Origin of the sequence: Microbacterium sp. SORGH_AS_0454, assembly GCF_031453395.1 — a bacterium.
Taxonomy (GTDB): Bacteria; Actinomycetota; Actinomycetes; order Actinomycetales; family Microbacteriaceae; genus Microbacterium.
This window is the reverse complement of the sequence record NZ_JAVIYS010000001.1, coordinates 1929423-1942634: the sequence shown is the minus strand read 5'-3', so window position 1 is coordinate 1942634 and position 13212 is coordinate 1929423. Positions and strand designations below refer to the sequence as shown.

At 69.5% G+C, this 13212-nt stretch carries 11 protein-coding genes, 1 tRNA gene and 1 pseudogene; 1 reads left to right on the top strand and 12 read right to left on the bottom strand.

The window, feature by feature from the left end:
* Window positions 1-24: 24 nt before the first annotated feature.
* The 12 genes from QE454_RS08995 to QE454_RS08940 all read right to left on the bottom strand — a co-directional run bounded on the left by QE454_RS08995 (window position 25) and on the right by QE454_RS08940 (window position 10786).
* Complete coding sequence (locus QE454_RS08995; protein ID WP_210073674.1) at window positions 25-420, bottom strand: hypothetical protein; 396 nt, start codon at window positions 418-420, stop codon at window positions 25-27.
* Between the two features lie 344 nt (window positions 421-764).
* Window positions 765-837: transfer RNA gene (locus QE454_RS08990), tRNA-Thr, on the bottom strand.
* A 65-nt stretch (window positions 838-902) separates the two neighbouring features.
* A complete protein-coding gene (gene deoC, locus QE454_RS08985; protein WP_307456026.1) occupies window positions 903-1574 on the bottom strand; it encodes a deoxyribose-phosphate aldolase in 672 nt (223 codons plus the stop codon).
* Between the two features lie 61 nt (window positions 1575-1635).
* Window positions 1636-3177, bottom strand: a complete 1542-nt coding sequence (locus tag QE454_RS08980) for an alpha/beta hydrolase (RefSeq protein WP_307456028.1) — start codon at window positions 3175-3177, stop codon at window positions 1636-1638.
* On the bottom strand, window positions 3174-4352 hold the full coding sequence (locus tag QE454_RS08975; RefSeq protein WP_307456030.1) for a DNA polymerase III subunit delta': 1179 nt from the start codon (window positions 4350-4352) through the stop codon (window positions 3174-3176). The genes QE454_RS08980 and QE454_RS08975 overlap by 4 nt, the downstream gene beginning before the upstream one ends.
* A 68-nt stretch (window positions 4353-4420) precedes the next feature.
* On the bottom strand, window positions 4421-5095 hold the full coding sequence (tmk, locus tag QE454_RS08970) for a dTMP kinase (RefSeq protein ID WP_210073666.1): 675 nt from the start codon (window positions 5093-5095) through the stop codon (window positions 4421-4423).
* The gene (gene topA / locus QE454_RS08965) at window positions 5092-7911 is read right to left on the bottom strand and encodes a type I DNA topoisomerase (protein ID WP_307456033.1); all 2820 of its coding nucleotides are present in this window, start codon (window positions 7909-7911) and stop codon (window positions 5092-5094) included. Before topA ends, tmk begins: the two co-directional genes overlap by 4 nt.
* A 60-nt stretch (window positions 7912-7971) precedes the next feature.
* The gene (locus QE454_RS08960) at window positions 7972-8301 is read right to left on the bottom strand and encodes an Rv3654c family TadE-like protein (RefSeq protein WP_210073663.1); all 330 of its coding nucleotides are present in this window, start codon (window positions 8299-8301) and stop codon (window positions 7972-7974) included.
* The gene (locus QE454_RS08955) at window positions 8301-8630 is read right to left on the bottom strand and encodes a TadE family type IV pilus minor pilin (RefSeq protein ID WP_210073661.1); all 330 of its coding nucleotides are present in this window, start codon (window positions 8628-8630) and stop codon (window positions 8301-8303) included. Before QE454_RS08955 ends, QE454_RS08960 begins: the two co-directional genes overlap by 1 nt.
* Entirely contained in the window at window positions 8627-8863 is a 237-nt protein-coding gene (locus QE454_RS08950) for a DUF4244 domain-containing protein (protein ID WP_210073659.1), read from the bottom strand. Before QE454_RS08950 ends, QE454_RS08955 begins: the two co-directional genes overlap by 4 nt.
* 37 nt (window positions 8864-8900) lie before the next feature.
* Window positions 8901-9809 (bottom strand): type II secretion system F family protein, encoded by a 909-nt coding sequence (locus QE454_RS08945; RefSeq protein WP_307456037.1) that lies wholly within the window; start codon window positions 9807-9809, stop codon window positions 8901-8903.
* Window positions 9806-10786 (bottom strand): TadA family conjugal transfer-associated ATPase, encoded by a 981-nt coding sequence (locus tag QE454_RS08940; protein ID WP_307456039.1) that lies wholly within the window; start codon window positions 10784-10786, stop codon window positions 9806-9808. Before QE454_RS08940 ends, QE454_RS08945 begins: the two co-directional genes overlap by 4 nt.
* Window positions 10787-11227: 441 nt before the next feature.
* Between QE454_RS08940 and acs the strand changes: the two are divergent.
* Window positions 11228-13196: pseudogene (gene acs / locus QE454_RS08935) on the top strand (acetate--CoA ligase).
* The last annotated feature ends 16 nt before the right edge of the window (window positions 13197-13212 follow it).

Here is a 13212-nt window from a genome sequence, read left to right as displayed (position 1 = left end):
CAATATGTCCTCTGTGCCAGTTCGTCAGCCTCGCGCGAAGAGCACCACGATCGAGACGACGAAAGCGACCACCCCCAGGCCCAGCACTCCCGCGGCGAGGAAGGAGACGAATCGGACGAGGGGCGAGGAGCGCGTGAGCCGCATGCGATTCGACGAGCCGCGGCGGTAGAAGATATCGGCCATATCGGCGGCGCCGATCTTCACCTCGTCGTGCGCCGAGAGCGGCGCTTCGTTCACTCCCCCGTCGGCGTCGAACCAACGGACCACGCGACCGTCGTCGACGTGCTCCACGACCGCGCGGACGGGCAGCCAGGTGCCATCTGCGAGCAGGAGGAACACCGCCGCGAATGCCAACAGCAGGCCACCGCCCAGACCCACCCACGTGAAGATCTCGATGACGGCATCGAGGGCGTTCGACACGGAGGCTCCAGCGGGGTCAGCGGGCGGAGGACGGCCGTCACGCGGGCGCGGAACGAGGCGGGTTCAGCCTATCGGGCGGGTGCCGAGCTCGCCGCCGGAGCCGGCGACAGCGCCCCGGGACGACGCGTCGCGACCAGCGCGACGGTGAGCGGCACGGCCGCAACCACCCCGAACGAGATGTCGATCACCTGCCAACCCACGGCCCCCGGAGGGCGGCCGCGATCAGCAGGTGGGCGAACGCCAGCCAGTCGGTGCCGGAGGCGAGGAAAGGAAACGCCGCGGCCGTGGCATCCAGCCCTTCGAAGAAAGGCCCCCACCCGGTGGAAGCGGGTGAGGGCCTTCGGAGCCGCCTAAGGGAATCGAACCCTTGACCTATTCATTACGAGTGAATCGCTCTGCCGTCTGAGCTAAGGCGGCATGTGCGCGCTGTCGCGTGCACGATCATCGATCTTACATGCTCCAGCGCGTGCCGAGGTACGCGCTCAGTAGTCGCCCGCCGCGGTGCGGTCGGCGAGGATGTCCCGGCTCGACGACAAACCGAGGCGCGTGGCCCCCGCGGCGATCATCTCCTCGGCGGCGGCGCGGGTGCGCACTCCCCCCGAAGCCTTGACCTCGGCGCGGTCGCCGACGGTGCGCTTCATCAGCTCGACGGCGTGGACGCTCGCTCCGCCGGCGGGATGGAACCCGGTCGACGTCTTGACGAAATCGGCGCCCGCATTCACCGCGGCCTCGCAGACGGCGACGATCGCCTCGTCGCTCAGCGCCGCCGACTCGATGATGACCTTCAGCACGGTGGGGGCGGGAGCCGCGGCGCGCACGGCGCGGATCTCGGACTCGACGATGTCGTAACGCCCCTCGATCGCTGCACCCACGTCGATGACCATGTCGATCTCGTCGGCGCCCTGGGCGACCGACAGGGCGGCCTCGGCCGCCTTGACCTCGGCGTGGTGCTTGCCGCTGGGGAAGCCGCACACGACGGCGAGCTTGAGCCCCTCGGGGAGCTGCACGGGCAGGAACGACGGCGAGATGCACACGCTGTAGGTGCCGAGCTCGGAGCCCTCGGCGATGAGGCGCTCGACATCGGCGCGAGTGGCCTCGGGCTTGAGCAGCGTGTGGTCGATGTAGGACGCCAGGTCGACGATGGGCGCGTTCATAGGGGTCTCCTCGGGATGTGACGTCTTCAGCCTACGCGGACGGTCGGGCCCGAACGCGGCGCTACTCGCAGCGCAGCCCCGCGGCGGGCACGGTGCCGTCGACCAGGTAATCGTCCACCGCCGAGTTCACGCAGTCGTTGCCCTTGTTGTAGGCGAGATGCCCCTCGCCGACGTAGGTGACGAGCACACCCTGCGACAGCTGACCGGCGAGCGCCTGCGCCTCGGCATACGGGGTCGCGGGATCGCCCGTCGTACCGAGGACGACGATCGGCGGGGAGCCGGGGGCGGTGATCGCTTCACGCGTGCCGGTCGGCGGTGCCGGCCACGCCTCGCAGGCGTCGGGCCCGAGCCAGTACGGAGCCACGACCGGCGCCTTCTCTTGGAGCTCCTGCTCGAGCTGCGGATTGTTCTCGTCGCCCTCGTCGGGATAGTCGACGCAGTTGTAGGCGCGCAGCGCCTGCATCGTGTTGTCCTGGTACTTCCCGTCGACGCGACCGTTGTAGAAGTCGGCGAGTTGGAACGCGACGGAGGCGTCACCGTTCTGCACACCGCTCAGCGCGATACGGAGGTATGGCCAGTTCTGGTCGCTGTAGAGAGCCGCCACGATCGATGTCACCAGAGTGTCCGCGCCGAGCTGTCGGCCATCGGGACCGGCGAGAGGACGCGCGTCGACCCGCTCGAGCACCGACGAGAGGTCGTTCATCGCATCGTCGACGGACCCGGTGAACGGGCAGTCCGAGTTCTCGAGGCAGTCCGCCATGAAGGCGCGCAAGGCGTTCTCGAATCCGACCGCCTGAGCGATCCCGCTCGCGCTGCCGGGAAGACTGGGGTCGATGCCGCCGTCGAGCACCATGCGACCCACGCGATCAGGAAAGAGCCCCGCGTAGGTGGTACCGAGGAACGAGCCGTAGGAGAAGCCGAGGTAGTTGAGCTTCTCGTCTCCCAGGACGGCGCGGAGCAGATCCATGTCGCGCGCGGCGTTCTCGGTGGAGACGTAGGGCAGGATGCCGTCGCTGTTCTGCTGACACGCCTGCGCGAAATCGGCCTGACGCTTCTCGAGGGCGGCGTTGCGCTCGTCGCTGCCGCGCGCTCCCGGCGGGATGTCGTAGAGGAACGCGTCCATGCCCGCCGCGTCGTAGCAGGTGACCGGAGCAGACTGCCCGACGCCGCGGGGGTCGAATCCGATGACGTCGTAGTCCTTCGTGAGCGTCTCATCCGCCACGAGCGAGAGGGAGTCGCGGACGGTGGAGACGCCGCTCACACCGGGTCCGCCGGGATTGGTCAGAAGCGAGCCCAGGGGCTGACCCGACGTGGCTCGGTGGCGGATGACAGCCAGCGAGAGCTCGCCCTGGGATGGATCGGAGTAATCGCGCGGGGCCGTGACCGTGGTGCAGTCGAAACCCGCCGAACCGCAGTCGGTCCAGGTGAGCGTCTGCCCGTAATACGGCAGGAGCGCGGCATCGATGCCTTCGGTCTGCGGAGCCGGCGACGGACCGACCGCGGGAGCCATGGGCGGGATCTGCGCGTAGAGGCAGCCCGACAGTGCGAGAGACAGACCCACGATGCCCGCGACGACGGCGGCCAGACGGCGACGAACGCTCACGGGGCGGATCCGTTGGCGACGGTGATCATGAGGCTCTCCAGCGCCAGCAGCGGGGCGGCGTTCTGTTCGAGGTTGCGGCGGGTGACCGAGATGCGGTCGAGGACTCCGAGTGTGCGGGAGGGAGACCACTCGGAGGCCACGGCACGCAGGGCCTCGAGACGCTCGCTGTTGACGAGATCGCCCTCCCGGCCGTATTGGATCATCACGACGTCGCGGAAAAGCGACTGCAGGTCGGTGAGGACGCGGTCGATGCCGTCGCGCAGGCTGCGGGTCGCACGGCGCTTCTGGTCGTCTTCGAGGGCGTTGACCTGGCCGCGCACGGACGGCGGCACCGCGGCACCCTCGGCCACACCGAGCATGCGGAGGAGCGAGCGACGCTCCTCTTCGTCGCGCGTGGCCGTGAGCGCCTTGGCGTCATCGGTGGCCAGGCGCACGATGCGCCCCGCGACGTCGACCGCGTCGCCGATGCCGCGCACGGCGAGGACGGCGGCGATGGTCTCGGCCCGACGGCCGCGCGCGTCGTCGTCGGTCGCGAGCCGCTGCGCCATGCCGATGTGGCGCTGCGCGTGCCGCGCGGACTCCTCGGCGATGTCGGGGCTCACCCCCGTGCGCTCCACGATGAGAGCGGCGACGTCGGCGACGGACGGCTCGCGCAGGCGCAGCACGCGCACGCGGGAGCGAATGGTCGGCAGGAGATCGGCGTCACTGGGCGCGCAGAGCACCCACACCGTCTTCTCGGGGGGCTCCTCGAGGGCTTTGAGGAGAACGTTCGAGGTGCGCTCCGCCATGCGGTCGGCGTCTTCGACGACGATCACGCGGTGGCGTCCGAGCGAGGGGGCGAAAGAGGCACGCTCGACCAGGCGACGCGCCTCGTCGATGCGGATGACGACCTGCTCGGTGCGCAGTGCGGTGAGATCGGGGTGGGTGCGGGCGAGCACCTGACGCTGCGCCTGCTCGTCGCCCGGATCGGCGATGAGCGCCGCGGCGAACGCGTACGCCAGCGTTGAGCGGCCCGAGCCGGGAGGGCCGGTGATGAGCCACGCGTGGGCAAGGGCGGAGGGGTCGGATGCCGCGTACTGCAGCGTCTGGACCGCCTCGTCCTGCCCCCACACGGCATCCCACGGGAATGCCGTCGTCCCTGCGGAGGAAGCGGGCGAATCGAGGGCGACGGACATGGGCTCCAGCCTAACGGCGGGGTCGGACACGGCCGCTGGCGGTCGGCTGTGCATCGTCCGGCCCCGCGTCAGCCGAGACGCTCGGTGATGGCCGCTCGAACGTGATGAGCGAGCTCGTCGGCCGGGCGCATGGCATCGAGGACGAGGAACCGCCGCGGCTCGTCGGCGGCGAGGGCGAGGAAGCCGGTGCGTACGCGCGCGTGGAACTCGCTCTTCTCCGCCTCGAGTCGGTCGAACGGTTTGTCGTCGGCATCCAGGCGCCGACGCGCCGCGGCCGGATCGAGGTCGAGCAACACCGTGAGATCCGGCAGCAGCCCGCCCGTCGCCCAGAGCGACAGGGCGCGGATGTCGTCGGCATCCAGGATTCTGCCCGCGCCCTGATAGGCGACGGACGAGTCGAGGTAGCGGTCCTGGATGACCACGTCGCCGCGGGCGATGGCCGGCTGCACGACGGTCTCGACGTGATGAGCCCGATCCGCGGCGTACAGCAGAGCTTCGGCGCGTGCCGCGATGTGGCCGCGATGATGCAGGACGATGTCGCGGATGCGCACGCCCACCTCGGTTCCACCGGGCTCACGGGTTCGCACGACCGTGTTGCCACGGGCGGTCAGCCACTCCTCGAGCATCGAGGCTTGGGTGGTCTTGCCCGCGCCGTCGCCGCCCTCGAAGGTCACGAACAGGCCGGGCCCCCCGGCCGCAGCCGCCCGGGGGACGGTCAGCGGCCGGGTGCGATCCTCGGTCACGACTTCTTCGCCGGCGCCTTGCGCGTGGTCGTGGTCTTGGGTGCCGCTGCCGTGGTGGTCTTGGCCGTGGCCGTCTTGGCCGCGGTGGTCTTCGTGGCCGTGGTCTTCGCCGCGGCCGTCTTCGTGGCCGTGGTCTTGGCCGGAGCCTTGCGCGCCGCCGTCTTCTTCGGCGCCGGACCCTTGGCGCGTTTGTCGGCGATCAGCTCGACCGCGCGCTCGAAGGTCAGGGCCATCGCGTCTTCGCCGCGGGGAACCGTGGCGTTCGTCTCGCCGTCGGTGACGTACGGACCGAAACGGCCGTCCTTGAGCTTGAGGGGTTTACCGCTCACGGGGTCGGCGTCGAACTCCTTCAGCGCACTGGATGCCCGGCGGGCGCCGTACTTCGGCTCGGCGTACTTCGCGAGAGCCTGCTCGAGTGTGATGTCGAAGATCTGCTTCTCGTCGTCGAGCGACCGTGAGTCGGTGCCCTTCTTGAGATAGGGACCGAAGCGACCGTTCTGCGCGGTGATCTCGGCACCCGACTCCGGGTCGGTGCCCACGACGCGCGGAAGCGACAGCAGTTGCAGGGCGGTGTCGAGATCGACGGTGTCGACCGACATCGACCGGAACAGCGACGCCGTCCGCGGCTTGGGAGCTGCTTCCTTCTTCGCGCCGCGCTTCTTGGGAGCTTCGACGACCTCGCCCGTGGCCTGATCGACCTCCTCGGGCTCCTCGGCATCGACTTCTTGAACGTAGGGTCCGAAGCGACCGTCCTTGACGACGACGAGCTTGCCGTTTTCGGGGTTCTCTCCGAGCACGCGGTCGCCGGCAACCGGGGCGTCGATGAGCTCCTGCGCCTTCGCCGGCGTGAGCTCGTCGGGGGCGAGGTCTTCGGGGATGTTCACGATGCGCGGCTTCGCCTCGGGGCCGGCCGCGGGGTCGGTGACCTCGAGGTACGGCCCGTACTTTCCGAAGCGGAGGGTCGCGGTGTCGGTGATGCGGGTGGAGTTGAGCTCTCGAGCATCGATCTCGCCGAGGTTGTCGACGATGTGGCGGAGCCCCACCTGCTTCTCGGAGCCGAAGTAGAACGACTTCAGCCACTCGGTGCGACGCTGCTCGCCGCGGGCGATGGCATCGAGATCGTCCTCGAGGGCAGCGGTGAAGTCGTAGTCGACGAGGTCTGCGAAGTGCTCCTCGAGCAGACGCACGACGCTGAAGGCGAGCCAGCTGGGTACCAGGGCCTGCCCGCGCTTGCTCACGTAGCCGCGGTCGAGGATCACGCCGATGATGCTGGCGAAGGTCGACGGGCGGCCGATCCCCTTCTCTTCCAGCGCCTTGACCAGGCTGGCCTCGGTGTAGCGCGGCTTCGGAGAGGTGCTGTGACCCTTGGGCTCGACGTCGCTGACCGACAGCGTGTCGCCCACGGCGACGGCCGGCAGCGACTGGTCCGCGTCGTCGTCGTTGCGCTTCTCGTCAGCGCCCTCTTCGTAGGCCTCGAGGAACCCCTTGAAGGTGTAGACGGTTCCGGATGCCGTGAACTCGGCGACCTGGGCACCCGCCTTCACGGTGAGGGTGACGGTCGTCGTCTCGTACTTGGCATCCGCCATCTGGCTGGCGACCGTGCGCTTCCAGATGAGGTCGTAGAGCTTCTGCTCGTCGCGGTCGAGGGAGGAAGCGAGCGAGGCGGGAGTGCGGAAGGTCTCGCCGGAGGGGCGGATGGCCTCGTGGGCCTCCTGCGCGTTCTTCGACTTGCTCTTGTAGACACGCGGGTTCGCGGGGACCGCCTTGTCGCCGTAGAGCGAGACGGCCTGCGCGCGCGCCGCCGAGATGGCCTGCCCCGACAGGGCGACCGAATCGGTACGCATATAGGTGATGAAACCCTTTTCGTAGAGTCGCTGCGCGACCCCCATGGCGTGCTTGGCGCTCATCGAGAGCTTGCGACCCGCCTCTTGCTGGAGCGTCGAGGTCGTGAAGGGAGCACGGGGGCTGCGCGTGCCGGGCTTGGCCTCGACCTTGGCGACGGTCGCGGCACCCGCGGCGGTGATCGCGTCGGCGAGGGCACGGGCCTGCGCCTCGTCGAGGACCACGACGGCCTTCTTGAGCTGGCCGTTGTCGTCGTAGTCGCCACCGCGCGCGATGGGGGCGCCGTCGAGACGGTTCAACCGGGTGGTGAAGGAGGATCCCGCCTGCGAGGCAAGGGCTTCCACGTCCCAGTACGAAGCGGAGACGAACGCCATGCGCTCCCGCTCGCGCTCGACGACCATTCGGGTCGCCGCGGACTGGACGCGGCCGGCGCTGAGCGCCGTGCCCTCGCGGCCGGAACCGACCTTGCGCCAGAGCACCGGCGAAACGTCCCAACCGTAGAGACGGTCGAGGACGCGGCGCGTCTCTTGCGCGTCGACGAGAGAGACGTCGAGCTCGCGCGTGTGCTCGGCCGCTTCCTTGATGGCGTCCTTGGTGATCTCGTGGAAGATCATGCGACGAACGGGGACCTTGGGCTTGAGAACCTCGAGCAGGTGCCACGCGATGGCTTCGCCCTCGCGGTCGCCATCGGTGGCGAGCAGGACTTCGTCGGCGCTCTTGAGCGCTCGCTTGAGCTCGGCGACCGTCTTGGTCTTGCGGTCGTTGACGACATAGAAGGGGTCGAAGTCGTTCTCGACGTCGATGGAGTACTTGCCGTACGCCGCCTTCTTGTCGGCCGGGATCTCTTTCTTCGACGCGAGGTCGCGAATGTGACCGACCGAGCTGAGCACCTCGTAGTCGTCGCCGAGGTATCCCTGGATCGACTTCATCTTCGTCGGAGACTCGACGATGACGAGCTTCTTTCCGTTTGCCACTGGGGTCCTTTCGTCGATGCACACCATACACACGCCTCCCTGTTCGGGTTCCGGGAGGTCTCACGGGCTCGCGGCCTCGGGGGGTCCGGCCCGTGAGCGCGCATCGAATGAAATCCCACCGTACGCCCCGGCGACGGTGATGGTGGCGATCAGGCCCTCGACATCGCACTCTCGCAGGCTCGCGTCCCCCGCCTCGGCGATGCGGGCGGCCTCCTCGCAGGGCACTCCCGCCACCGCCCCGCTCGCGGCGTCCGCGGCCGCGAGGGCGGCAGCGTCCGCCGTGCCCGCCAGACGTTCGACGGCGAGCGAGGCCCCGCCGACCACGGCCAGAGCGCAGACGAGACCCGCGATCACGGCGACCACGCCGACAGTGGTCACCGTGCCGGGCATCAGCGACCTCCATCGAGGGCGCACGCCCGGGCGGATGAGGGCGGGAGGGGAAGCCCCAGCGGCACCGGAACGGAGGCGCGGACGCACACCACTCCTCCGCCGCGGTCCACCGAGGCGGTCGCGCCGACCTCCGCGAGGCGTGACAGGGCGTCCTCGTCGCCGCGGCCGAGGAGTCGGGCGGCCTCGGCCACCGCCTGCTGCACGCGGACGGTGGTCGCCACCGACCCGAGCACACCGACGCCGAGCGCGAGCACGAGCAGGACAGCCGGCAGCGCCACGGCGAATTCAGCGGTGGCCGCGCCGCGCTCCCCGAGCTGCGGGATCTTCACTGAACCGTCAGTGCACGGCGCACGAGGTCCGTCAGGATCCCGCGTACCTCATCGCTGCGCATGATGACGACGAGTAGTCCCGCGAACGCGACGGCAGCCATCGTCGCGATGGCGTACTCGGCGGTCGCAGCGCCGCGTTCGTCGAGAAACAGGGCGCCGGCGCGAGCGCTCGTGAGGGAGGGCAGGTCTGCGGCGGGTCGAGGGCGGATCGCGGTGCGAACGAAACGGATCATGGATCTTTCCTTCTTCTCGGGGGCGGATGGACGGCGATCACGGCAATGCCGTGGACCGCAGGACGGCGAGCGCGGCAGGCACGACGGCGATCAACAGGAAGGCGGGGAGTGTGCACACGCCGAGGGGGACGAGCAGTCGTGTAGCCAGACGCGCCGCGGCGACTCGACCGTCGGTTCGCGCGCGGTAGCGCGCGATCCAGGCATCGCCGCGGAGCAGCTCGGCGGCCGGGACGCCTGCGCGGGTCGCCAGCTCGAGAGTGTCCCTCACCTCGGCGCGCCCCGTCGGGTCGATTCCGAGGTCGTCGATCACTCCGCGAGCCCGGTCGACGGAGACCCCCGCAGACAGAGCCACCGCCCACAGCTCGGACTCCAGCCCGGGAATCACCCGTGGCGGCTGCGCCCTGCGGGAGAGGCGCCGCATCCAGACGTACGCCGTCGCCATCAGGATGAGCCCCAGGGCCAGACAGCCTCGTCCGAATGGATCTGCGAGCAGGGTGCCGACCGGGTCGAAACCCAGAAGACCACCGAGAGGGATGCCGACGAGGGGCAGCCAGCCGAGGAGGCGGGCTGCCGCAGCCGGTTCGGCGAGAGCGACGCGCACATCAGCCGACACTTCGGCGGTCTCGCGAAGCGCGCCGACGACCGAGCGGAGGGCGTCGGACAGCGGGGCCCCTGCGGCCACAGCCACACTCCAGATCGCGGCGAGGCCGTGCCAGGAGTCCCCCGCCGCGCGAAGGACGGCACCGACGTCGGCTCCCCGCTCGGCGGCGTCAGCCGCAGCGGTCAGCGCCGGGTCACCGCCCTCGGCGAGGTATCTCCAGGCGAGAGTCGGGGCGGTTCCGCCCGACAACAGAACGGCGAGACGCAGAACCGTCTCGATCGGATCAGCTTTCCGCCCGTCGCCACGCGAGTTCCGACGCGTTCGGCCGAGGATCCTGAAATTCACGCCCACTTCTCCGGTTCGACCCGCAGGCATTCGTCCCGAAGCACGGGACGACCCCAGCCGGTCACGCGTCGCCGCCCGCCGACACGTTCCACGTGGATGACCGCGCCGATGGCTCCGGCACTCTGGCGCGCGCAGGTTCTGGCATCCATTCCCGCGAGGGCCCCCAAGGCTTCGAGACGCGTCGCGACATCGACGAGGCTGCTCGCATGGAGGGTTCCCGCTCCCCCGTCGTGGCCGGTGTTGAGGGCCATGAGCAGGTCCCGGATCTCCTCCCCCCGACACTCGCCGAGGATCAGCCGGTCGGGGCGCATGCGCAGCGCTTCGCGCACGAGACGGGAGAGGGAGATGCCACCGGCGCCCTCGATGTTGGGTTGTCGCGCCTCGAGCGCGACGTGGTGCGGATGGTCGGGATGCAGTTCCGCAACTTCTTCGATCGTGATGATGCGCTCCGTCGCGGGGACCCGAGCGAGCAGCGCCGCGAGGAGGGTCGTCTTCCCCGCCCCGGTCGGCCCGGCGATGAGCACGTTCTCCCGCCGGTCGACGAGGCGCTCCAGCCGCTCCCGCTGACGCGCTGAGAACATGCCGGCGCGCTGGAGGTCGCCGAGATCAGGGCCGTCGAACTTCGGGACCCGCACGGAGATACTCGTCCCGCTCGCAGCCACGGGTGCCAGAACGGCGTGAACCCGCACTCCCCTCTCGAGCCGGACGTCGACGCAGGGCGATGCGTCGTCGAGATGACGACCCCCGAGCGCGATCAGGCGCACCGCGAGACGGCGCACCTCGGCCTCGCTCGCCAGCCACGACGTCACCCGCTCGACCCCCTCACCCCGGTCGACGAAGAGTCCCCGGTCGCCGTTCACGAAGAGGTCCGTGACACACGGGTCGTCGAGGAAGGGACGGAGGAACGCCACCGCGGGATCGGGGGTGTCGACGACCCCGTTGTCGAGGCCGTTGCGGAGTGGGGTGAGGAAGGTCACGCGACGACCGTAGGGTCACGATGCGACGGTCCGCGGGCCGTCCGAGGCGATCGGTGGAGGCGGCGTGAACAACGGCTCCTGGGGAGGAACCACCCGAGATGTTTCGGGACAGACCCTCGACAGCGAGGGTCAACAGTGCCAAGAAAGAGGGGGCGGCATCCCTACAGTGGGGGGCGAGGGATGCCGCCACGCGCCGGGGAAAAATTGGGGGGCTCCCCCCGACGCGAGTGCCGGAAGCGATGTTCGGGCGCTAGCTAGAGTACGCGTGCAGATGGGTCCGGCCAACTCGACCGACCTATTCATGGCGATATATCACCTGTTTCCCATTCACCCCGATCCCATCTATCGGAGGTAACCGGTGCAGGAGGGGGTCGATAGCGTGACCACAGTGAGGACACCGCGCGCAGGTGCGCGGGTCCGTGAACGCGAAGGAGCGCCGCGATGAGCAGCCAGATCGACCACCTCCTCAACGAGACCCGCCGGTTCGCGCCGTCGGCCGACTTCGCCGCCCAGGCCGTCGCCCACCGCGATCTCTACGAGCGCGCCGCAACGGACCGCGAGGGTTTCTGGGCCGAGCAAGCCCGTGAGCTCCACTGGCACAGCCCCTTCACTCAGGTGCTCGACTGGTCGAACCCCCCGTTCGCGGAGTGGTTCGCCGACGGTGAGCTCAACGTCGCGTACAACTGCCTCGACCGGCACGTCGAAGCGGGCAACGGCGATCGCATCGCTCTGCGCTGGGAGGGAGAGCCCGGCGACCAGCGCAACGTCACCTACGCCGAGCTGACCGACGAGGTGAAGCGCCTGGCGAACGTCCTCACCGAGCTCGGTGTCGAGCGAGGGGACCGCGTCGCGCTGTACCTCCCGATGATCCCCGAGGCCATCGCCTCGATGCTCGCCGTCGCGCGAATCGGCGCCGTGCACTCCGTCGTCTTCGGCGGGTTCTCGGCCGACAGCCTGCGCGCGCGCATCGACGACGCGGGCGCCAAGCTCGTCATCACCGCCGACGGGGGATGGCGCAAGGGAAAGGTGTCGCCCCTGAAGCCCGCGGTCGACCTGGCCCTCGCCGACCGCAACGGCTCCGGTGAGCAAGAGACGGTCGAGCACGTGCTCGTGGTCAAGCGGGGCGGCAACGAGGTCGACTGGTCCGAGGGCCGCGATCTCTGGTGGCACGACGTGGTTCCGAAGGCTTCCGCCGACCACGAGGCCGAGGCGTTCCCCGCCGAGACCCCCCTCTTCATCCTCTACACGTCAGGAACCACCGGAAAGCCGAAAGGGATTCTTCACACCTCGGGCGGGTACCTCACCCAAGCCGCATTCACCAAACCGCGTCGTCCACGACGTGCACCCCGAAACCGACGTGTACTGGTGCACCGCCGACATCGGCTGGATCACGGGACACACCTACGTCACGTACGGCCCCCTGTCCAACGGCGCGACGCAGCTGCTCTACGAAGGCACCCCCGACACGCCGCATCCGGGACGCTGGTGGGAGCTCATCGAGAAGCACGGCGTGACGATCTTCTACACGGCGCCGACGGCCATCCGATCGTTCATGAAGATCGGGCGCGACGTGCCCCAGAAGTTCGATCTGTCTTCGCTGCGTCTGCTCGGTTCGGTGGGCGAACCCATCAACCCCGAGGCCTGGATCTGGTACCGCGAGATCATCGGCGCCGACAAGACCCCCATCGTCGACACGTGGTGGCAGACCGAGACCGGAGCCATGATGATCTCCGCTCTCCCCGGAGTGACCGAGACCAAGCCCGGCTCCGCCCAAGTGCCGATCCCCGGCGTCTCGGTCGCCGTGGTCGACGAAAAGGGCGAGCCGGTCGGCAACGGCAGCGGCGGCCTCCTGGTCATCACCGAACCGTGGCCGAGCATGCTGCGCGGCATCTGGGGCGACCCCGACCGGTATCGCGAGACCTATTGGGAGAAGTTCGCCGACAAGGGCTACTACTTCGCCGGCGACGGCGCCCGTCTCGACGACGACGGCGACGTGTGGCTGCTCGGCCGGGTCGACGACGTCATGAACGTGTCCGGCCACCGGCTCTCGACGGCCGAGATCGAGTCCGCCCTCGTCGGACACGAGGGCGTCGCCGAGGCCGCCGTGGTCGGCGCGAGCGACGAGACCACCGGTCAAGCCGTCGTCGCGTTCGTCATCATCAAGAGCCGCTACCTGAAGGAGCACCCCGTCGAGGGTCTCGGCGATGAGCTGCGCACCTGGGTCGGCCAGCAAATCGGGCCCATCGCCCGCCCCCGCGACGTCTACATCGTCGGCGAGCTGCCCAAGACCCGCTCGGGCAAGATCATGCGCCGACTCCTGCGCGACGTCGCCGAGGGCCGCGAAGTCGGAGACACCACCACGCTCGCCGACACGGCCGTCATGAGCGTCATCAGCGCCCAAGTGAAGTGAGCTCGGATCCCGGATG

Bases quoted from the DNA above. Each gene is read 5' to 3' on its own strand.
- QE454_RS08975 (WP_307456030.1), bottom strand. From the start codon at position 4,352: ATGTCCGTCGCCCTCGATTCGCCCGCTTCCTCCGCAGGGACGACGGCA.
- QE454_RS08960 (WP_210073663.1), bottom strand. From the start codon at position 8,301: ATGCCCGGCACGGTGACCACTGTCGGCGTGGTCGCCGTGATCGCGGGT.
- QE454_RS08950 (WP_210073659.1), bottom strand. From the start codon at position 8,863: ATGATCCGTTTCGTTCGCACCGCGATCCGCCCTCGACCCGCCGCAGAC.
- deoC (WP_307456026.1), bottom strand. From the start codon at position 1,574: ATGAACGCGCCCATCGTCGACCTGGCGTCCTACATCGACCACACGCTG.